The sequence below is a fragment of the Halothiobacillus neapolitanus c2 genome (assembly GCF_000024765.1).
GTDB classification, from domain to species: domain Bacteria; phylum Pseudomonadota; class Gammaproteobacteria; order Halothiobacillales; family Halothiobacillaceae; genus Halothiobacillus; species Halothiobacillus neapolitanus.
The window spans coordinates 1,735,218-1,755,034 of sequence record NC_013422.1; the positions used below are offsets into that span (position 1 = coordinate 1,735,218).

Consider the following 19,817-nt stretch of genomic DNA (forward strand, 5'->3'; position numbering starts at 1 on the left):
ACGGTTAACGACCCCACTCAACCGTGTGGGATCAAACAAACCATCCTTGGAGAATCGGGTAACGCCACAGACGCGGGTAGCGATCTGCGGCCTGTCATTTACAACGGGTTAAACCGACAGATACTTGCTGATCTGAGCCGTATCGACGTTCTCCCGCAGGTCCTCATGAATGAATGAACCCTTGTCGATCACGATGATCCGGTCGGCCACCGCCATCGTGAAACTGAGCACCTGCTCGGAGACGATGATGGTGATCTCCCGCATCTTGCGGATCTCGTTCAGGACATTGGCAATGTCCTTGATGATGGATGGCTGAATACCCTCAGTGGGTTCATCCAGCAGCAGCACTTTCGGGTTTGAAACCAGTGCCCGCGCGATGGCCAGCTGTTGCTGCTGACCGCCGGACAGGTTGCCGCCCTTGCGCTGGCGCATGTCGAACAGCACAGGGAACAGCGCGAAAATTTCGTCTGGGATCGTTTTGTCCTTGACGGTTTCAAGACCGGTCTGGATGTTTTCCAGTACGGTCATGCTGGGGAAAATCATCCGTCCCTGGGGCACGTAGGCAATGCCGTTTGCAACCCGCTGATAGGAGGTCATCTTCGTCACATCGACGCCATCGACCTTGATCGAGCCGCCGCCTACAGGCAACACACCAATCAGAGATTTGAACAAGGTGGTTTTACCCATCCCGTTGCGTCCCATCACGGCAATGGTCTCGTTCTTCGAGGCGATCAGATCCACACCATGGATGGCTTCACTTTCGCCGTAACTCACGGAGAGTTTGGATACTTCAAGCATGTCATGTCTCCCCGATTAATGGCCTAGATAAACTTCGATAACGCGCTCATCCGACTGCACCTGTTCCATGGTTCCCTGTGACAAGATCTTGCCTTGGTGAAGTACGGTGACCTTATGCGCAATGCGTTTGACGAATTCCATGTCGTGTTCGATCACGATGACCGAGCGGTCCTGGCAGATCCGGTTCAGCAAATCGGCGGTTTGTTCGCGCTCCCGCACGCTCATGCCGGCGACGGGTTCGTCCAGCATCAGGAGTTCAGGGTCCTGAATGAGCAACATGCCGATCTCCAGCCATTGCTTTTGGCCATGGCTCAGAAGGCCAGCCTCCTTATCCAGCAGGTCCGAGAGATAAATCATGTCCGCCACTTCGTGGATGCGTTGATCCACATCGGCCGTGCGCTTGAACATCAGAGCGCCGAAGACAGTTCGGCCTCTTGGAAACGAAATTTCCAGATTCTCGAAAACGGACAGGTTTTCATAAATGGAAGGGGTCTGGAATTTACGACCGACACCAGCCCGAACAATCTGGTGTTCGGCCATTTTGGTCAGTTCCATGCCCTTGAACTTGATGGAACCGGAGGTAGCTTTGGTCTTGCCGCAGATCATGTCCAGAACGGTGGTCTTCCCTGCCCCGTTGGGGCCGATCACGACCCGCAACTCGTTCTTGTCCACGTACAGATTCAAGCCGTCGACCGCCTTGAATCCATCGAAAGATACCGTCAGGTCTTCGATAGCCAGCACGAAATCGGTGTTGCTCATTCCACTGCCTCCTTCTTATCACTCAACGCAGCCGGCTTAACAGCACTCGACTTGCGGGTGAGCTTGTCGAGGAAACGATCCACACTCGGTTTCAGGTAGGTCTGATACAGACCGGCCAAACCGTTGGGGAAAAACATCACCACTCCGATGAACAGGCCGCCCATCAGAAAGAGCCACAATGCAGGGAATGTTTCCGAGAACGCCGACTTGCCGTAGTTGACCAGCAAAGCGCCGTACACGGCACCGATCAGAGATAGACGACCACCGACGGCGGCAAGAATGACCATTTCGATGGAAGGCACGATGCCGACGAAGGTGGGTGACATGAAACCGACCTGAAGCGTGAACATGGCACCACCGATGGCCGAAATGATCGCCGAGAGACTGAAGACGAAAATCTTGAAGTTCGACACGTCGTAGCCGGAGAATCGGACCCGATCCTCCTTATCCCGCATTGCGAGCAACAGCCGCCCGAGTTTCGACGACAAAACATAGCGGCAGAGCAAAATCACACCGACGAGCAACACCCCATTGATGTAATAGAGTATGTACTTCGCCGAATCGGTATTGATGTTCCAGCCATGCAGTGTCTTCAAATCGGTAATGCCATTGATACCGCCGGTATAGCCTTGCTGACCGACAACCAGAATCGTCAGGATGGCCGCAATCGCCTGGGTGATGATCGCGAAATACACCCCGCCCACGCGCCGCTTGAACATGGCCGCGCCAACAATATAGGCAAGCACCGCAGGCACGACGAAAATCGCCAGGATCGTGAACGGCAGGCTATGGAAGGGTTCCCAGAAAAGGGGCAACTGGGTGATCTGGTTCCAGTCCATGAAATCTGGGATACCCGGTGTCGTTTGTCTTGCGGTACTTGCCGGATCGGAAGCTTCCAGCTTCAGATACATAGCCATGCAATAACCACCCACACCGAAGAAAATACCCTGACCCAGGCTGAGAATGCCCGCGTGCCCCCAGAGCATGACCAAACTGACCGCAGCAAAAGCATAGGTCAGGTACTTGCCCACGTTGTTGAGGCGGTAAATATCCAAAAATAGCGGCAAAATGATAAAAATCAGCAAGGCGAGCAACAGGAGCCCGATCGCGCCTTGCCGTCCACCCAACCATCTGTCATAGAAAGTATTCATGTACGTGTCCTTATTTTCTGACCTTGCTTGAGAACAGACCTTCGGGCCGAAGCATGAGAATGACGATGATCGCCAACAGGGTGACCACTTTGCCCATGGCGTTCGTCATGAAGAAAGTAAGAATGGACTGGGCCTGCGAAATGGTGAACGCGGAAGCGACCGTACCCAGCAGACTGGCTGCCCCACCGAAGACAACCACCAGGAACGTATCGACGATATAAGTCGATCCGCTGGTCGGGCCAGTTGACGCAATCGTCGTGAATGCCGCACCGGCAATTCCCGCAACACCACATCCAACGGCAAAGGTCATGCGGTCAACCTTTTGAGTGTTGATCCCCACTGCACCGGCCATCATGCGGTTCTGTGTAGTGGCGCGGACCTTCAATCCCCAGCGTGATTTATAAAGCGCGAGAATGACGATTGCCGTAACCACGAGCGTGATGAGCATCACAAAGAGGCCATTGATGGGAATATCAATGTTTGGCGTCGGTGCCCAGGACCCCATCAACCAGTCGGGCAGTGTCGGGCTAACCTCACGGCCACCAAACACCGAACGGAAGATCTGCTGCATGATCAGGCTGAGACCCCACGTGGCTAACAGCGTATCAAGCGGTCGCCTATATAAATGACGGATGAGCAGGAATTCGACGAAATACCCCACCGTAAAGGCAATGACAAAGGCAGCGATGATCGCCACCACGAAGTAATAAGCCATGAATCCAGGAAAGTACTGTTCGGTAATTTTAGAGATGACATAGATTGAGTAGGCCCCAATCGTCATGAACTCTCCGTGAGCCATATTGATGACGCCCATCTGGCCGAAGATGATCGCCAGACCCAAGGCCATCAACAGCAGTACGCTGAAGAGGCTTAAGCCGGAGAACCCCTGCATCACCAGGATGGACCCTAAATCAGAGAATGAGTATCCAAACAACATGGAAGTTGCTCCTGTCCAAAATTGCATAGGGAGTGGGAAGCGCCCTGATCAGATGAAGCTAACCAGAACGCCACTCACCCGGCCGCCTTTGCTCAGTAACCTTTCGGGAACGGATTCGGCATGATGTACGGTGAGGTGTAGACAATGTCTGCCTGACCATCGTCACGCCATTCGCCGATTCGCAGACGCGTCTTCAGGTGATGGTTTGGCTCGAGGTAAACCATGCCTTCAGGAGCGTTGAAGGTTATCGTGCCGCTTTCTTCAGCCTTCACAACCTTGTCCGTATCGAAGCTACCCGCTTTCTCGACAGCAGCCTTCCATAACCACGGGCCCTCATACGCAGCCTGAGTTACATCACCGATCGGCGCATCAGCACCCCAGCGTTTCTTGAACGCAGCAACGAAAGCCTTGTTTTCCGGTGTATCCAGAGACTGGAAGTACTTCATCGCAGAGTAGAAGCCTTTGAGGTTTTCGCCACCGATGCCCTGGGCTTCGTCTTCAGTGACAGACAAGGTCAGCAATGTCTGCTTGCTACCGTTAATACCGGCCGCTTTGAGTTGCTTGAACCAGGCAACGTTTGAACCGCCAACCACAGCGGCGTAGATGACATCCGGCTTTTTCAGACGGATCTTGTTGATGGTTGAACCGAACTGGGTGCTGCCCAACGCGGCGTATTCCTCACCCACCACCTTGCCGTGCAATACAGTTTCAATGTACTTGCGCGCCAGTTTCATCGTCGTACGTGGCCAGATGTAGTCAGAACCGATCAGATAGAAGGTCTTGGCGTTCTTGTTCTTGGCTACCCAATCCAAGCCAGCAAATACCTGTTGAGTCGCCTCCTGGCCCGTATAGACCACATTCTTGGACTGCTCCAGACCTTCGTAGAAAGTCGGGTAATACAACAGGCCGTTATCACGCTCCAGCACGGGAAGAACTGCCTTACGGGATGCTGATGTCCAGCAACCAAAAATGGCGGCCACATGGTTTTCTTCCAACAACTTCTTGGCTTTCTCGGCGAAGGTAGGCCAGTCACTGGCGCCATCTTCCTGGATAAATTTGATCTGGCGCCCTAGGACGCCGCCTTGCGCATTGATCTGCTCAATGGCCAGTTTCTCGGCTTCCTGAGCACCGGTTTCACTAATTGCCATGGTGCCTGTCAGTGAATGGAGGATACCTACGGTCACCGTATCGTCAGTCACTGCAAGACCTGTTGTGTTGACTTCAGCGGTCGGGGGCCCGGCATAAACGGCAGATGCAATTAATACTGACGAAAGTGTCAGACCCTGAATCGCAGCTCTCACACTGCGCCAAACTTTAGAATCGGTCTTATTAATCATGGTTGCTCCTTAAAATCTCATCTGGACGTTTTTCCTTGCAACAAGGACTAAAGGGAAAATCCCTCGCATGAACACAACTGCAGGAAGCGTGCCAGAAAAAATCAGCAATTAATTCGCATGAAAATAAATACATGAACCATATAAATCCGGACGATAAACCCCCATATGAATTATTAACAAAACAGAAATAAAACAATCGGACATTCAATGGGTTGCACCGAGATATTCGATTAAATGATCACCAGTCCCGAACAGGATTCAGCCGCTTGACGCCCGAATCACCGGGCCAAAAATCTGCACCGAAAATGCAATATATATATATTTTTCAGTATGTTATAAAAAGTAATGGCGTAACATGCGTCTAGGGCAATGGCAACGATCAATTGTCACGTTACATTTCATGACAATTTGAATTGTCACAATAAATTGTCATGGCAAAAACGTTACATTCGCAAACAAATGGAATGCAATCACCTGTAAATAACACCAAAACAAAGGTAAAACATAAGTTGGCACACGTAATGCATTAGGCCAGTAAGCCCAAAATGCATTATTCCAAATTTAAATAGGAACCAGGCAACAGAAGGCAATCATTTCAATACGTCAATTAACGTAATTGGCTTATTGATCTACCGGCGGGCCATGCCCAAATAAGATCAAGGGGATTAGTACAATGGCAAAAAAACTGATAGAAATTGATTTTTCGCAACCACCAGAAGCGCACGATTGCATTCATAATCGTTGGCACCCGGACATCCCCATGTACGCATGGGTAAAGCCGGGTGACGACTTCGTTCTTGAGTGCATGGACTGGACCGGCGGCCAGATCAACAACAATAACTCTGCCGACGATGTCCGTGACGTGGATTTGACTAAGGTCCACTATTTAAGTGGACCCATCGGTGTGGATGGAGCCGAACCGGGGGACTTGTTGGTCGTTGATATCCTCGACATCGGCACACTGGAACAATTCCAGTGGGGGTTCAATGGCATATTCGCCAGAGAAAACGGTGGTGGCTTCCTGACCGAACATTACCCGGATGCGCGAAAATCAATCTGGGATTTCAACGGCATTTATACATCCTCTCGCCACGTACCCGGTGTGAACTTCGCGGGAATCATGCATCCGGGTCTGATCGGTTGCCTTCCCTCCAGAGAATTGCTGAACGAATGGAACAAGCGAGAAGGTGCCCTGATCGCGACCGATCCTGAACGTGTTCCTCCGCTCGCAGCACCGCCCTGTGCTGGCACCGCTCACATGGGCCAACTCAAAGGGGATAAGGCGAAAGCAGCCGCGCTCGAAGGTGCGCGCACGGTTCCGCCCCGTGAACACGGCGGCAACTGCGACATCAAGGATCTCACCAAAGGCTCTCGTGTCTTTTTCCCTGTTTATGTGAAGGGTGCCGGTCTTTCGATGGGCGATCTACACTTCTCGCAGGGCGATGGAGAAATCACCTTTTGTGGTGCCATCGAGATGGCCGGCTGGATTCATATCCGAGTCAGCATCATCAAGGACGGTGTTGCCAAATACGCTGTCAAGAACCCAATTTTCAAGCCGAGCCCACTACAGCCAAACTACCAGAATCACCTGATTTTCGAAGGGATTTCCGTAGATGAATCAGGCAAGCAGCATTACCTGGATGCGCATGTTTCATACCGCCAGGCCTGCCTGAACGCGATCGAATACCTCAAGAAATTCGGCTACACCGGAGCCCAGGCCTATTCGATCCTCGGTACGGCTCCTGTCCAAGGTCACATCAGCGGCATCGTCGACATTCCGAACGTGTGCGCAACACTCTTCCTGCCAACAGAAATCTTCAATTTCAACATTGATCCTTGCGCCGAAGGCCCGACCAAGTACATCAAGGATAACGACGATGTGCCGGTTTCCTACTGGGCTGATAAATAAACGGCCGATCTTCAGGTCTACTCAAAGTCGATCTGAAGAGTCATGCAACCCATTGTTTTCACGGAGGGTGAAATGCCAATTTACGAGTATCACTGCAAAAACTGTGACCACGTGTTCGAGGAAATGCGCCCCATGGACCAGTACCTAGAGCCATGCGCCTGCCCCGAGTGCAATCACGATGCGGGAAGGGCTGTCCTGTCCGCTCCGAGACTGAACGACATGAAGGCCAGCGTTCGTAAGGCCCACCAAGTTAATGAACGAAGTGCCCACGAACCAAGATCGACTAAGCGGCACCAGTGCGGACCGGGCTGCAGCCATTCCAGCACACCCAAGACCACGACAACCAAAGGAGGTCCCCACCTGAAGATGCAACAGGGCAAACGCCCGTGGATGATCGGACATTGATGATTTTTGAGGCTTATTACCCAAAACCACAGATTTAAAAACCATTTTTTTGACGAACCTAAAAAAACTATCGTCCTTAAGGAGCTTTTGTAACATGAAGAAGAAAATCTTAACGCTGCTCACAGTAGCAACCGCTCTGAACCTGCCGGTAATCAGTGCAGCGGTCCAAGCCGATACGTTTACCGGCAATATCAACGTGGCCTCTAAATATATTCTTCGAGGTATTACCAATTCACCAGAAGATGACAATGCTGCATTGCAAGGTGGATTTGACTATTCCCTAGACAATGGCCTTTACGTTGGCTACTGGGGTTCGTCACTTGGATATTCTGATCCGGGTAAATCCAACGGTTTCGAAAATGACTTCTATGGTGGTTACAACGGTAGTATTGGTGACTTTCATTACGGAGTCGGCGTCGTTCAATACGCCTACGTCAACATTTCCAACTCTAATGGCATAGAAGGCTACGGCAGCGTCGGTTACGGCCCAGTCACTTTTGGCGCCAAGACGCTGTTGAAAGACGTGGCATGGGGCAACAAGGGGGACACCTTCTGGACCCTAGACTACAGCACGGCTTTGCCCAAAGACTTTAAATTTGGGACAACGATCGGTTACTACACCTACAAGAATAGTGGCACGTACATAGCATCAACCCCCGAGAAAAACGCCTTCCGCTACGCTGATATCAACCTGTCACATCCAATCGGAAAAACAGGGGCAAACGTTAGCATGCACTACATTATTGGCGGCAAAGATCGCAATGGTACTAAGCAAAAGAACGCCATTTTCTTCAACCTTGGCTACAACTTCGACCTATAATTTCTCAACAAGGTCATCACAGGATGTGGTGCGACACATCCTGTTTTCGTGCCCTTTGATCAACCATGACCCAAGCCAGCGAAGATGGCGGTAGCACTTAAATAAATCGCTTTGGCGACTGAAATTTATTAGTTTTTTCGTGGTAAACGCAAGGTTTTCCCACAGCCCACATTCTCGAAATAATCCTATTCTTGATAATTTATCACATGCTCTTCTTGACTGATTCGATCACATAAGTCGTGAAAATCTATTAGCGAGTCAGGAGCAGACAATTGGAAAACGGAAAGATCCGAGAGGAATCCCATCACCAGGAAAGGCTAATGAGCAGAGAGATCTCGATCCATTTGGCCTTGAACTCTGTAAGGTGATGCTCGACTTCAGCAAGGGTAAAGCTGGGGTAGGTGCCCATGAGGTAAAAGTGCATTAGCCCTCGTCTAATTCGTCAGACAAAACGGAGGGCACCTCGAAATAACCGTGATTCGTCGTTCTCGCGAAAGCGGGAACCCAGAAAAACCAAGGCGCTGGATTCCCGCCTACGCGGGGATGACGAGTTTTTCGAGCTTCCCCGGAATGATTTCATTAAAATAACACCATGATTTTTCGAACCGAAATCAGGGTGATGTTATGTCTGAAAGTGAAAAAGTCTCCGTTCTTTTTGTCTGCGATGGGCAATAAACGACAAGAAAAATAAATCAATATAAATCAATATAAATCAATTAGTTATAAATGTCGTTCAAAATTCGTTCAATACTCATTTTCATTGAATGGTGACCAAACCACTACGGTCTTGGCAAGCATGGCTGATCACCAGTGACGCCACGGTTTCCGAGACGGGCGGGTCCACTTTGGTTGAATTCCTCACATTTACGGTTACGGATATCACTGTCTGCTTCTCGGTGCCTAAGTGGACGATGAGTGGCGGAAAGTGACTAGAGTATTGATGGCGACTCAAAGTGTCGTTACCGATTTACATCAACGACGACTCTACCTCGAATCTTTCCATCTAGCAGACATGAAGCGAGAGGCAAGGCCTCCTCAAGTCCAACTTCTCGAGTGATTGCCCTCAATATGTCGACGTCCAGGTCTAGTCCGAGACGGTGCCAAGCATCCACCCTATCTATACGTGGACACATCACGCTATCGATACCGACGAGTGTTACCCCCCGAAGAATAAATGGGGCTACAGATGAAGGAAAATCCATTCCACCAACCAGGCCACAGGAAGTAACCACACCACGATACTTGGTGGAAGCGCATATGTTCGCCAGAACATGATTGCCGACTACATCTACTGCGCCGGCCCATCGCGCCTTGCCCAGTGGTTTGCCTGGTGAAGAAAATACCGATCTATCAATTACCTCTATTGCGCCGAGGCTCTTGACGTAAGTTGTCTCCTCCGGACGCCCTGTCACAGCTACAACCCCATAACCCAGTTTGCTTAGGACTGCTGTAGCTACGCTTCCTACGCCGCCTGCGGCACCCGTCACAAGAATCTCGCCATCATCTGGTTTTACGCCATGTTTCTCTAGGGCTATTACGCAGAGCATGGCTGTGTATCCTGCCGTACCAATTCCCATTGCCTGCTGGGGCTTAAACTGGGATGGGAGCGGTACTAACCAATCTCCATTTAGACGCGCCTTCTGAGCCAATCCTCCCCAATGAACTTCACCGACTCCCCATCCATTTAACAGGACTGTATCACCCACTTTGTGCTCTGGGTTCATGGAGCACTCAACAACTCCAACCAAGTCAACACCAGGCACCATCGGGAACTTGCGCACAATAGGCGCGCGCCCAGTGATCGCCAGTCCATCCTTGTAATTGAGTGTGGAATGACTAACACGAACCAAGACATCGCCTTCAGGCAATGATGTTTCATCAATATCACGGACGGTGGCTCGATAACCTGCATCGTCATTCTCAATCAAGATACCTTTAAACATTTGACCCTTCTCTATAAATTAGACCGATCGCCTTATAAATGGCGAAAAAATTAAGTGGCAGGGGTTAGCACTGCAAAAAAACCTTGAGAAAAGATTCTGAGGGGCTCGCCACACCGTTCCAGCTTTGCTCGAAGCACAGCTCCCTCCCATCCTATCCAGAAGAAGGACGCTAGCTGAGTGGTGTCCGCAGATACAGATATCTGACCATCAGCTTTCGCCTCGTCCAAACAACGCAACAGTCTGACTTCCCAGTCCGAAAAGACATCCTTTATCTGGGTTCGAAGGCGTTGTGGGAGCACTCCCGCCTCTTGACCTAAATTCCCAACAAGGCAACCCCGACGATATGCATACCTCTCCATCGAGAGGCTGGCGTCCTCTATGAAGGCCTTCAACCGATCTAGTGGACTGAGCATTTCATTTCGCAAATGACGTTCTATTTTTGTCGCGAAATATTGTGCATAACGCTCAATAAGTTCCGAGCCAAATGCTTCCTTGTTGTCGAAGTAATGATAAAAGGATCCCTTCGGAACACCCACTCTGCTAAGTATTTCGTCGATACCGCTTGTTGAAAACCCTTTTTCGGTGAGTACTTCAAGGCCTGCTCTTAATAACAGCTCACGGGTTTCTATCAGAGTGTCACGAGCCTTCGGGGGGCGGCCTCGTCGCTTTTGATGAGATTGGTCGACTTTCATGGTTGCGATATTAGACCGACCGTATCATTAACTCAACTATCTGAATAGTCACCAATTCTCTAGATACATTCCAGCCTAAATCAAAGGCAGGAAGTGTTTACAGAACCCAGGGCAGCCCACCGTCATATGAGATTAAGGCCTCCATCTGCAACGATGATCTCACCTGTTAGATAGTCTGAGCGTACGATCATGGCGACAAGGTCGGCTATGTCTTCTGGTTTCGCGGGGCGGCGCATGGGAGAGCGATTACGCCAAAGTTTCTGAGCTTCTTCCCATGCTTCCGTCATGGAAGTATCGACAAGGCCAGGGGCTATTGCATTCACTCGAACGACAGGCCCCAAGGAAACTGCAAGCAGCTTTGTCATGTGGTTCAAGGCGGCCTTGCTAACCGCATAGGGAATGGATGCCCCTTTGGGTCTCACGCCCGCATGAGAGCTAATATTCACAATGCAACTGGATCGCCCTGCTGTGGCGCTTTGTCGTAATGCAGCTTCCGCTTCTCCAATAAGCAGCCATGGAGCGACGACATTAACTTCGTACAGTTTTCGCCAAATATCAGCCGTAGCCTCCTTGAGCGCAGCGTGTGGAATGACTTCAGTGATTCCGGCATTGTTAATCAACACATCGAGCCGTCCATGCTTTTCAACCACCGTGTCGATTAAGCGACAAATATCTTCTTTCTCAGCCAGGTTGGCTTGCGTGTAACTGGCGCAACCGAGTTCATTGGCAAGCGCAATGCCTGCGCTGACAGAGGACTTTGAATGAAGTGCCACCGTCAGCCCTTCTTGTGCCAAACGCCTAGCGATGGCGGCTCCGATGCCTGTTGTCGATCCTGTAACAAGGGCAACACGATGCTCTTGGGTCGTCATGGGCAATTCCCCACCGAATGAAGTGAAACGTAACTGATCAACTCGAAACAGACAGACAACTAAGGTTTGCCTTAATCCCCGATGACGAAGTCATCCCATAAGTCATGTGCGGCTTTGCAGTTAGCCCCTTCAAAGCTTTCCTGAGATCAAGACGTCTTTTAAACCATCACGTCCTGGCGAACAATGCCCTAACGATCCGCTCAAGTGCCGCTAAAGCAGTATCCGGGGTTTGATCATATTGGGCCCGGATGATTGCTCCATCTACTGCCATGGCTAGTGTTTGGGCAATCTCTTGGCGCTCAACCGTATTCGGGAGCAGATTTGCAATCACCTGAGTCATGTCCTGCTTATGTCGACGAGCGATCTCGACGACTTCTGGTAAGTCGCCGGACAACTCTCCTACCGTGTTGATGAAGGCGCACCCGCGATATCCCCGCTCACCGAACCATTCAGTCATTACCGGCACGAGGGCATACACATTTCCGCCGTGACGCTGTAGAGCCGAGGAAAACCAATCCATCCAAATCTGATGCCGGCGTTCCAGGAATGCGCCCACCAAATCGTTCTTGCTTGGGAATTGGCGGTAGAAAGTCAACTTGGCCACGCCCGATTCTGCGATCACCTTGTCCACACCAGTGGCGCGGATACCCTGCTGGTAAAAGAGATCATATGCGGTCAGCAGAATGCGTTCTCGCGTACTGGATGTTTTGGTAGGGGTAGGTTTGATCATCAGTCGATTGTAGACAGATCTGTCTATTTTGAGTAGTCTTCCGATGTATACAGATCTGTCTACATAACCATTAGGAGACTAACATGGAGACTAAACCACCCGTGCCGCCATTTGATGTCGAAAGCGCCACACAGAAGGTTCGACTTGCCGAGGATGCCTGGAACTCGCGCGACCCCGAACGGGTTGCTCTTGTTTATACGCTAGATACCCATTGGCGCAATCGATCTGAGTTCTTGATCGGGCGTGAGCAAGTCCGTCTGTTTCTGCAACGGAAATGGGCACGCGAACTCGATTACCGCCTGATCAAGGAGCTATGGGCGTACACAGATAACCGCATCGCGGTTCGTTTTGCCTATGAATGGCATGATGATTCCGGTCAGTGGTATCGATCCTACGGGAATGAGAATTGGGCGTTTGATGCCGATGGCTACATGCAACGCCGAATCGCCAGTATCAACGACCTGACGATACATGAAGGTGAGCGTAAATTTCATTGGGTACTTGGGCGACGTCCAGATGAACACCCAACTCTGAGCGACTTAAATCTGTAAATTTTTGGATTTTTGGCAGAGCGAATCAGCTACCTGCATACAGACGCGATGGGTGCTCCACGATTGGCGACCAATGACAAACAGCTGATCGTCTGGCGCTGGAATGCCGATGCTTTCGGTGTAGATTGACATGTAACAAGCCGCGGTCACAACGACTACTTGGCATTGGCGCTTTCGAAGCAAGAGGCCTGCACCCTACTTACGGGTGACGGCAATTTGCGGATTGTTGCCAACAAGGAGCAGGTCAACGTCATGGGCACCATCGGGCTGCTGTGCGCCATGATCGAGAACCAGCTGCTGTAAGTCGACGACGCCTTCAAGGCACTTGACCGAATGAAGTCTGGCAAGCGACGGCTGCCCTGGCCGGATACCGAAAAAGTGCTGAACACGCTACGTTTATTAGGTTCTGCCATCGGCAAGCAAGCACTGCGAGCGTGGGTCTGAGTGGGTGAATCTTTCAATCGCCGTGTTCAAAATTCGTTCAATACTCATTTCCATTTAGTGGTGACCAAACCACCAAAGTCTTGGCCAACATGGCTGAAACCAGCTCATCAGATTGAGCGTGAACAGGCCGCTCTTTGGTGACCTTGGCTACATAGCCGTTCGTGAAACCATTGATGAAATTCCCAGTGTTGTATGCAGAAATAGCGCGGCGAAGTGCGTGTTGCCCCTGGCCAATGTCGCTTGCTGATTTTTGGTAGAAATTCTGCAATATCTGTGCACCTGCTTTGATGTTGGTGCAGGGATCAAACACCTGTTCGACACTCAGTTTCAGCGCATTCAAGTTCTTCAAATTGACTTGCATCAAGCCCATGTCGATGCTGTATCCCATCCCGATCAGCCGGTTCGCATCACGGATGGCCTCGGCCTGATTTGCAGGCTGTTGTGGCAATACATAATCACCATTGATGCCGATCCGCCACGGATTACCACCGGACTCAACCCGCACGATGGCGGCTAGGGTTTGTGGTGCCACACTGGGCGCACATTGAGCATACAGCGTTGGTAAGTCCATGGTTTTCTCCCTAATAGTTCATAGCCGTGACAACGGGCACGCCAAAAAGGCGTCCCCAGGCATGCACGGCTTTGATTTGAATTTGTGGCAGATGCGTTTGCCGTGACCACCACGAGTTGCCCGACGCCAAAATGAGATCGGGGTGGTGTAAAAATGATTGCAACACCGGCCAGACCAAAAGCTGTTCGTAGCAAATCAAGGGCGCGATGGTTTGGTTGCCCAGTTTGAATACGGGCTGGCTGAACCAATGCGGATGCGCGGAAGTCGCTTGATCCCAAGGCTGCCACATCGAAACCGGCACGGGTACGCGCTGGCAATACTTGATACCTTGATGCTGCCCAATGGCGGCTAAGCAGTTGTCATAGCCTTGGGGATAGGTTTGGCGCACACCCATCAAAACCGTGGAATGTTGGGCGTTCAATCGTGCCGATTCATTGCGCCATAACGGCAAGATGGCTTGCCATTCACCGCCTACGGTTTCAGGTAGCAGGAGGTTGTGGTGGGGTGCAAGTGGCTGAATGTAGGTTTTAAGGGCTTGGGTGTGCTCATACATTTCCACCCAATACAAACTGCCTGAGCCCCAGCCCAGTTGGGTATCCTGCCCTTGCCATAACGGGGCGGGATCATGGCGCTGCACCAATGCCACCGGTAAAAATATCAGGAAGGACAGCGCAGCCAAGAGCACACTCATGGCTTGCTTCGATGCGGGCATACTGGCCAGGAATACTAACCAGAATGCCATTAAGCCCAAACCAATCCAGCCGAATCCGGGCAAAACCAAGCCCGTTGCGGTCAAGGGCCATGCCCAACCCACAATACCGATTGGGGGAAGCGCAACCAAGACCAGCGCAAGCAGCAAGCGCAGGCCGCGCCATTGACTCTGGCTTGTCCAAAGCGCCCACCAGGGCAGGCTTAATGCCAGCGATGCGCCTAGCCATAGGGCATAGCTTCCTGCTGTATTTAATAAACCCGAGCCAAGGTTGTCGCCGAAAAAAACGGCGGCACCATGGGGTAAATCCCATGCTGAGCCAAGGTAGTAGGCCAAAGCGGTGAGCCCCGCCGTCGCGCGGCTGGGTGAGTTCATGACCAGTAAAGGCATAGCCAAGGCCAGCATCAGAATCGCCGGATGGGTGCCATTCCAAGCGAGATAACCCACCGCCAAACCGGCAGGAATGCGCCATAGGGATAGCAATCTCCGGTTCATTTGAACAGCCTCTTGAATCGTTGCGCATTTTTTTCGATTAAATCCTTTTCACAAAAACTTAGGATTTCATCAACGAACGAATCATCGAAATTGCGCTCTTCGTTTAATTCACACTCACTCGGCAAGTACTCGCTGGAAAATTCCGCTTTCGAGTCGCTCATTTTGCTTTTCTCGCCGTAGTTTTTTTGCGTGGTGCGGGCTTTGTTTTCGAGCTACTTGCCGCTGCTTTCGGCACGGGCTTTCCGGCGGCGTCATCAAACCATTGGTTACAGGCTTTGCAGTGCCAGTAGTGGCATTGTTTTTTGATGGAATAGACTTTTTCAGCTTGGCCTTGCGCCTTGCAGGTCGGGCAATCCGCCGTCGGCCGCGTTGGTGCTGGTGCATCAGCGTGTTGCTTTTTGATCTGGTCGATAATCGCGGTGATGAATTTGACGACATCGGCCTCAAATCCCGCCAATTCACGCTTGCCCTCGGCAATTTCTTCAAGTGACTGCTCCCACAGGGCAGTGAGTGCAGGGCTTTTGACGGAATCGGGCAGTGCATCAATCAATTGTCTGCCGACATCACTGCTGATGACCTGTTTGCCTTTTTTGGTGATGAAACCGCGTTCAATCAGGTTGGCAATAATGCCCGCGCGCGTGGCTTCGGTGCCGATGCCCGAGTTTTCTTTGAGAATGGCCTTCAGCCGTGGATCGGTGATGTTTTTCCCAATCGTTTGCATGGCATCAATCAAGGTGCCTTCGGTGTAGCGTGAGGGTGGTTTGGTTTGTTTGGCGGCAATTTCGGTGTGACTCAGCGGCAGCGTTTGGCCTTGCGTCAAGGCGGGCAAGGTTTGCACCTCGTCATCGGGCTCATCGTCACTGGCATCCGCTTTGCCGAACAGCACGCGCCAGCCGGTCACTTGGTCAATTTTGCCGGTGGTCTGAAATAACTCGCCCTCGATGCTGATGCCAATCTGGGTCCGGTCATATTCATAGTTGGGTAAGAATTGCGCGAGATATTGGCGACGAATCAGTTCATAGACTCTGCGCTCGTTGTCACTCATCGCATCCATATTTGGCGGCGTTTGCGTGGGGATGATGGCATGGTGCGCCGTGATTTTTTTGGTATTCCAGGCGGGGCTTTTCCGGCTGAAATCTAGCAAATCAACGATCCCTTGCACTTCGGTATCTGACTTGGCCAGTGCCGTTACGATGGAAGATGCCTCTTGGAATTGCTCCTCGGGAAGAAAATTGCAATCCGATCGGGGATAGGTGGTGGCCTTGTGGGTTTCGTACAGTGCCTGGGCAATATCCAGCACTTCTTGTGCACCTAAACCAAACTTGGCCGAGCAGGTTTTTTGCAGAGTAGATAGGCTGAATGGCAGCGGCGGATTTTCACTAATGCGCTTGGTTTCATACTGGCTTACCGTGCCCGTTTTGCCGGTGATTTTGCTGGCGACGGCATCCACGATTGATTGGTCGACACAGCGCCCTGCGTCATCCCCAGCCCCTTCGGGCACTTTCCATTTGGTACTGAATGACTGCCCTGCTTCAAAGAACCCGAACAGTTCGAAATAAGGCACGGGCTTGAAATGCTCAATCTGACGATCCCGCGCGACAACAAGGCTCAAGGTTGGAGTTTGTACTCGCCCCACGCTGCGCACACCCTCCCCGCCCTGGCTACACCCCGCCAAGGTAAATGCCCGCGTGAGGTTCATCCCCACCAGCCAATCCGCCCGCGACCGACCAAGGGCCGATTGATACAAACCGGCGGTTTCAGCACTCGGCTTCAAAGCTGCCAAGGCTTTTTTGACCGAAGCAGCATCGAGGGCAGATAACCACAATCGCTGAACTTTGCCCTTGAAGCCCACAAACGCCATCAGCTCGCGCGCAATCATTTCGCCTTCACGATCTGCATCGGTGGCAATCACCACCTCAGTGGCCCTTTTAAGCAAGGTGGCGATGGCTTTAAATTGATCCTTGGCGCTCGATTTCACCTCGACTTTCCACTGAGTCGGCGCGATCGGCAATGAAGCCAGCGCCCAGCGCTTGAGTGAGTCATCGTAGGCATCGGGCGGCGCTTGTTCGAGCAGATGGCCGAATGCCCAGGTCACCACGCCATCGGCGGTTGTGATTGAGCTTTTATCTTTGGACTGAATACCCAAAACAGCGGCAATATCCCGAGCCTGTGACGGCTTTTCACATAAATACACACGCATGATTTTTTCCCTACCAGGTGAATAACGGTCGAATGACCGAGATGATGTTTTGGCGCTGAACCGCGCCGAAATAGCGGCTATCAAAACCAATCGGGCACGGGCTACCGAGCCAATACTGCGAAGCACTCAATACCCCGCCGAGAGCTTGGATCAGCGGTCGGCCTTCGGGATCAGTTTTGAGTACATTGATAGAGTGAGTGATGGCTGTTTCGCCATGTTGGATGAACAAGGTGCCACCCTTGATGCGCACCAGATCAAAGGGCGTGGCATACACCCGTTTTAATAACGGCACCGTGCCGCTCGGGCAGCGGCCAGCAGGCAAGTAATCGCGCTCAAGCGCAAGTTTCGCAGCAGGGATAGGCGGACAAGCCGCCACAAAATCACCCAGTTCAGGGCTTGGCTTACTGGTTGAATACCAGAACCCTTCAGGGATGGATGGGGTGTCGTTGTAAAACACTCCGAACCCGCGCGCCAGCAAAATAACGGCGGCAAAAACCCCGATCACGGCAAAAACACCGAGCAAACTTTTTTTGTGAACGCGCATAAAAAACCGCCCCTTGATTGACTGATACCAAGGTATCGAGTCGGGGCGGAATTGAAGTTATGGGGTTAAAGCCAAACCAAACTTACGGTTCGTGATGATCCAATTTGGGCGCTGCGGCAGCCACGGCACCCTGATCTAGCGGTAAATGCTGCATGGCCTTATTTAGATGCTGACTCGCATTGGGCGGGGCGGGCTGATTTGGGTTATTTCCATTGCCAGGCGCCTGACCGCCGGGCGATGGCGGCGGAACCGTGGCGGCGGAACCACCGCTTGGGGTATTCGCCCCCCCCCGCCCAATTGGCTCCCACTAGAAGTCTGCTTTCCAGATGCTTTCTCATTCAGGCTTGCAGCCAGTTTGCCGCCAGTGGAATTTGACACGGCTGTGTCGAATGTTTTTCCAGCGCTTTGCGTGGCCGCATCAAGCGCTGATCCGGCCTTATTCGATAAGTTTTTCATGCCATTTGCAGCCATGCCGCCGAGTCCATTGATCATGTTGCCCGCAGTAGCCCCCATGTGAGCCGCTGATCCCGGTGTAAAGCCCGATGCCGTGGCAAGGTTTGATGCGGCGCCCACAGCCTGAGCCATGCCAGCACCGCCAACAGCAGCCGCCGCGATGCCTTTGGTGGCAGCACCTCCCGCAGCCCCGGCCATTCCAGCCAATTTTGCCCCACCAACCGCCATGCCCGCTACCCCGGCAGCGGCGCCCGCCGCCGCCCCAACCGCAGCGGCACCGCCCAAAGAAGGCGCGCCGGAGAGCAAGGATGAGGCAAGGGAGGGGATTTTAATGGCGAGCAATGCCATCAGAATTGATGATCCGGCAATCATGAACATAGGCTGAATCCAAGCGAACATATCCTTGCCGGTGAAAGTGGCTCGTACATCGGCTGGCCAAGTGTTTGTGACAGTGATGATGGTTGCCAAAAGCAACATCAACACCATGAGCTTCACGCCAACAGAAAATGCGTACCCGATATATTTCTGGGAAAAGTCCCGTGTCCACTGGCTCCCTGAAAACCCCATCAACACAAGCCCCATTCCCACCACGATGTAGGATTCAATAACGGTCATCACATATTCAATGGCAATGTAGATAAACGACAACATGATGGCGATAGACACAGCTATCAGAAGGAACCCGATCACAATCGCAGTAGCCATGGCTTTCAGACTCCCCAAAGCGGAATTGGAAAAGGCTTTCCAGATGGCATTGATCACATTGATTCCATGACCAACGATACTCATTGGAGTGACCGCGCCAACGGTAGTATCGCCAATCTGGGCTCCCGTATCCTGTAGGGAATTAATGATGGCCGGTATCCATGACGGAGCCATAATCAGAAAGGTGTAGAAAAACCCCAGCACCATGAATTTTCTTACCAGAGCGACAATCAATGAGCTGGCACTATCCTTTTCCATTACCCAAAGAGCGGCAGCCCACGTCAACTCAAGCACGGCCAAGGTATAGAAAATCCAATTCCCGATTTGCAGGGCACGAGTTGTCCAACTGACAGAAGCGGTGTGAAACTGATCCATGAGATCCATCATCATGCCGCCGGTTGACGTAGAGGCGGCGGATGCCGACGATGTTGCCAATAACAGGCAGATCGTCGTCAGAATCAAAATGTTTGTGGATTTTGTACTCATGGTTGAGCTGCCTGAGAAGACTGGCTTTTCGATGGGAAAACGCCAACTTGCGGAGCTGAGCGCGTGTCCATTGGTGTAACCGTGAATGCCTTGAACGTATTGGTGCCTGACTCTGGTTCACTTCCAGCCTGTGGGGCAGCCCGATTATCCATCGGCGTCACGTCAAATGCCTTGAATGTATTGGCCGCGTTTTCTGGCTGAATGACGAAAAAATAATACCCTCCGGCAACGATGGCACCCAGTCCGAACAGGGCGATGACAATTACAGTGATTTTTTTTGACATGAGCATGGTGTTTTTCCTTGGCGGT

The 19,817-nt window shown here is 51.8% G+C and carries 20 protein-coding genes; 5 read left to right on the forward strand and 15 right to left on the reverse strand.

The window, feature by feature from the left end; translation table 11 throughout:
• Positions 1-108: 108 nt before the first annotated feature.
• From urtE to urtA, 5 genes are all read right to left on the reverse strand, one after another.
• The gene (gene urtE / locus HNEAP_RS07980) at positions 109-798 is read right to left on the reverse strand and encodes an urea ABC transporter ATP-binding subunit UrtE (RefSeq protein ID WP_012824457.1); all 690 of its coding nucleotides are present in this window, start codon (positions 796-798) and stop codon (positions 109-111) included.
• Positions 799-813: 15 nt separating this feature from the next.
• A complete protein-coding gene (gene urtD, locus HNEAP_RS07985; protein ID WP_012824458.1) occupies positions 814-1,557 on the reverse strand; it encodes an urea ABC transporter ATP-binding protein UrtD in 744 nt (247 codons plus the stop codon).
• Entirely contained in the window at positions 1,554-2,708 is a 1,155-nt protein-coding gene (urtC, locus tag HNEAP_RS07990) for an urea ABC transporter permease subunit UrtC (RefSeq protein ID WP_012824459.1), read from the reverse strand. Before urtC ends, urtD begins: the two co-directional genes overlap by 4 nt.
• Positions 2,709-2,718: 10 nt before the next feature.
• Complete coding sequence (gene urtB / locus HNEAP_RS07995) at positions 2,719-3,645, reverse strand: urea ABC transporter permease subunit UrtB (RefSeq protein ID WP_012824460.1); 927 nt, start codon at positions 3,643-3,645, stop codon at positions 2,719-2,721.
• A gap of 92 nt (positions 3,646-3,737) precedes the next feature.
• Positions 3,738-4,982, reverse strand: coding sequence for an urea ABC transporter substrate-binding protein (gene urtA, locus HNEAP_RS08000; RefSeq protein WP_012824461.1), 1,245 nt, complete (start codon positions 4,980-4,982; stop codon positions 3,738-3,740).
• A 673-nt stretch (positions 4,983-5,655) separates the two neighbouring features.
• Here urtA and fmdA point away from each other — a divergent pair.
• From fmdA to HNEAP_RS08015, 3 genes are all read left to right on the forward strand, one after another.
• A complete protein-coding gene (gene fmdA, locus HNEAP_RS08005; protein ID WP_012824462.1) occupies positions 5,656-6,891 on the forward strand; it encodes a formamidase in 1,236 nt (411 codons plus the stop codon).
• Between the two features lie 72 nt (positions 6,892-6,963).
• A complete protein-coding gene (locus tag HNEAP_RS13115; protein WP_012824463.1) occupies positions 6,964-7,296 on the forward strand; it encodes an FmdB family zinc ribbon protein in 333 nt (110 codons plus the stop codon).
• Between the two features lie 94 nt (positions 7,297-7,390).
• Positions 7,391-8,116 (forward strand): TorF family putative porin, encoded by a 726-nt coding sequence (locus tag HNEAP_RS08015; protein WP_012824464.1) that lies wholly within the window; start codon positions 7,391-7,393, stop codon positions 8,114-8,116.
• A 959-nt stretch (positions 8,117-9,075) separates the two neighbouring features.
• On the opposite strand, the gene acuI is transcribed toward HNEAP_RS08015, so the two are convergent.
• The 4 genes from acuI to HNEAP_RS08035 form a co-directional block, all read right to left on the reverse strand.
• On the reverse strand, positions 9,076-10,059 hold the full coding sequence (gene acuI, locus HNEAP_RS08020) for an acrylyl-CoA reductase (NADPH) (RefSeq protein WP_012824466.1): 984 nt from the start codon (positions 10,057-10,059) through the stop codon (positions 9,076-9,078).
• A gap of 50 nt (positions 10,060-10,109) precedes the next feature.
• The gene (gene acuR, locus HNEAP_RS08025; RefSeq protein WP_012824467.1) at positions 10,110-10,751 is read right to left on the reverse strand and encodes an acrylate utilization transcriptional regulator AcuR; all 642 of its coding nucleotides are present in this window, start codon (positions 10,749-10,751) and stop codon (positions 10,110-10,112) included.
• Positions 10,752-10,873: 122 nt separating this feature from the next.
• Entirely contained in the window at positions 10,874-11,620 is a 747-nt protein-coding gene (locus tag HNEAP_RS08030; RefSeq protein WP_012824468.1) for an SDR family NAD(P)-dependent oxidoreductase, read from the reverse strand.
• Between the two features lie 166 nt (positions 11,621-11,786).
• Positions 11,787-12,350: a TetR/AcrR family transcriptional regulator gene (locus tag HNEAP_RS08035; protein WP_012824469.1), complete on the reverse strand. Its 564-nt coding sequence runs from the start codon at positions 12,348-12,350 to the stop codon at positions 11,787-11,789.
• A gap of 83 nt (positions 12,351-12,433) precedes the next feature.
• On the opposite strand from HNEAP_RS08035, the gene HNEAP_RS08040 reads away from it, so the two are divergent.
• Both HNEAP_RS08040 and HNEAP_RS12800 read left to right on the forward strand, forming a co-directional pair.
• A complete protein-coding gene (locus HNEAP_RS08040) occupies positions 12,434-12,901 on the forward strand; it encodes a nuclear transport factor 2 family protein (protein WP_012824470.1) in 468 nt (155 codons plus the stop codon).
• Between the two features lie 165 nt (positions 12,902-13,066).
• Positions 13,067-13,204, forward strand: coding sequence for a PIN domain-containing protein (locus HNEAP_RS12800; RefSeq protein WP_181442969.1), 138 nt, complete (start codon positions 13,067-13,069; stop codon positions 13,202-13,204).
• Between the two features lie 178 nt (positions 13,205-13,382).
• Here HNEAP_RS12800 and HNEAP_RS08050 read toward each other — a convergent pair whose 3' ends face one another.
• The 6 genes from HNEAP_RS08050 to HNEAP_RS08075 form a co-directional block, all read right to left on the reverse strand.
• On the reverse strand, positions 13,383-13,916 hold the full coding sequence (locus HNEAP_RS08050; protein ID WP_012824471.1) for a lytic transglycosylase domain-containing protein: 534 nt from the start codon (positions 13,914-13,916) through the stop codon (positions 13,383-13,385).
• A gap of 10 nt (positions 13,917-13,926) precedes the next feature.
• Positions 13,927-15,120: a conjugal transfer protein TraB gene (locus HNEAP_RS08055; RefSeq protein WP_012824472.1), complete on the reverse strand. Its 1,194-nt coding sequence runs from the start codon at positions 15,118-15,120 to the stop codon at positions 13,927-13,929.
• Between the two features lie 157 nt (positions 15,121-15,277).
• Positions 15,278-17,320, reverse strand: coding sequence for a DNA topoisomerase III (locus tag HNEAP_RS08060; RefSeq protein WP_012824474.1), 2,043 nt, complete (start codon positions 17,318-17,320; stop codon positions 15,278-15,280).
• Between the two features lie 10 nt (positions 17,321-17,330).
• Positions 17,331-17,864, reverse strand: coding sequence for a conjugative transfer signal peptidase TraF (gene traF, locus HNEAP_RS12285; RefSeq protein ID WP_012824475.1), 534 nt, complete (start codon positions 17,862-17,864; stop codon positions 17,331-17,333).
• 162 nt (positions 17,865-18,026) lie between these two features.
• On the reverse strand, positions 18,027-19,508 hold the full coding sequence (trbL, locus tag HNEAP_RS08070) for a P-type conjugative transfer protein TrbL (protein WP_012824476.1): 1,482 nt from the start codon (positions 19,506-19,508) through the stop codon (positions 18,027-18,029).
• Positions 19,505-19,798 (reverse strand): hypothetical protein, encoded by a 294-nt coding sequence (locus HNEAP_RS08075; RefSeq protein ID WP_012824477.1) that lies wholly within the window; start codon positions 19,796-19,798, stop codon positions 19,505-19,507. Before HNEAP_RS08075 ends, trbL begins: the two co-directional genes overlap by 4 nt.
• Positions 19,799-19,817: the final 19 nt, after the last annotated feature.

Excerpts from the sequence above, each read along its gene's own strand:
- urtE (WP_012824457.1), bottom strand. The coding sequence starts at position 798 with ATGCTTGAAGTATCCAAACTCTCCGTGAGTTACGGCGAAAGTGAAGCC.
- urtD (WP_012824458.1), bottom strand. The coding sequence starts at position 1,557 with ATGAGCAACACCGATTTCGTGCTGGCTATCGAAGACCTGACGGTATCT.
- urtC (WP_012824459.1), bottom strand. The coding sequence starts at position 2,708 with ATGAATACTTTCTATGACAGATGGTTGGGTGGACGGCAAGGCGCGATC.
- urtB (WP_012824460.1), bottom strand. The coding sequence starts at position 3,645 with ATGTTGTTTGGATACTCATTCTCTGATTTAGGGTCCATCCTGGTGATG.
- urtA (WP_012824461.1), bottom strand. The coding sequence starts at position 4,982 with ATGATTAATAAGACCGATTCTAAAGTTTGGCGCAGTGTGAGAGCTGCG.
- fmdA (WP_012824462.1), top strand. The coding sequence starts at position 5,656 with ATGGCAAAAAAACTGATAGAAATTGATTTTTCGCAACCACCAGAAGCG.
- HNEAP_RS13115 (WP_012824463.1), top strand. The coding sequence starts at position 6,964 with ATGCCAATTTACGAGTATCACTGCAAAAACTGTGACCACGTGTTCGAG.
- HNEAP_RS08015 (WP_012824464.1), top strand. The coding sequence starts at position 7,391 with ATGAAGAAGAAAATCTTAACGCTGCTCACAGTAGCAACCGCTCTGAAC.
- acuI (WP_012824466.1), bottom strand. The coding sequence starts at position 10,059 with ATGTTTAAAGGTATCTTGATTGAGAATGACGATGCAGGTTATCGAGCC.
- acuR (WP_012824467.1), bottom strand. The coding sequence starts at position 10,751 with ATGAAAGTCGACCAATCTCATCAAAAGCGACGAGGCCGCCCCCCGAAG.
- HNEAP_RS08030 (WP_012824468.1), bottom strand. The coding sequence starts at position 11,620 with ATGACGACCCAAGAGCATCGTGTTGCCCTTGTTACAGGATCGACAACA.
- HNEAP_RS08035 (WP_012824469.1), bottom strand. The coding sequence starts at position 12,350 with ATGATCAAACCTACCCCTACCAAAACATCCAGTACGCGAGAACGCATT.
- HNEAP_RS08040 (WP_012824470.1), top strand. The coding sequence starts at position 12,434 with ATGGAGACTAAACCACCCGTGCCGCCATTTGATGTCGAAAGCGCCACA.
- HNEAP_RS08050 (WP_012824471.1), bottom strand. The coding sequence starts at position 13,916 with ATGGACTTACCAACGCTGTATGCTCAATGTGCGCCCAGTGTGGCACCA.
- HNEAP_RS08055 (WP_012824472.1), bottom strand. The coding sequence starts at position 15,120 with ATGAACCGGAGATTGCTATCCCTATGGCGCATTCCTGCCGGTTTGGCG.
- HNEAP_RS08060 (WP_012824474.1), bottom strand. The coding sequence starts at position 17,320 with ATGCGTGTGTATTTATGTGAAAAGCCGTCACAGGCTCGGGATATTGCC.
- traF (WP_012824475.1), bottom strand. The coding sequence starts at position 17,864 with ATGCGCGTTCACAAAAAAAGTTTGCTCGGTGTTTTTGCCGTGATCGGG.
- trbL (WP_012824476.1), bottom strand. The coding sequence starts at position 19,508 with ATGAGTACAAAATCCACAAACATTTTGATTCTGACGACGATCTGCCTG.
- HNEAP_RS08075 (WP_012824477.1), bottom strand. The coding sequence starts at position 19,798 with ATGCTCATGTCAAAAAAAATCACTGTAATTGTCATCGCCCTGTTCGGA.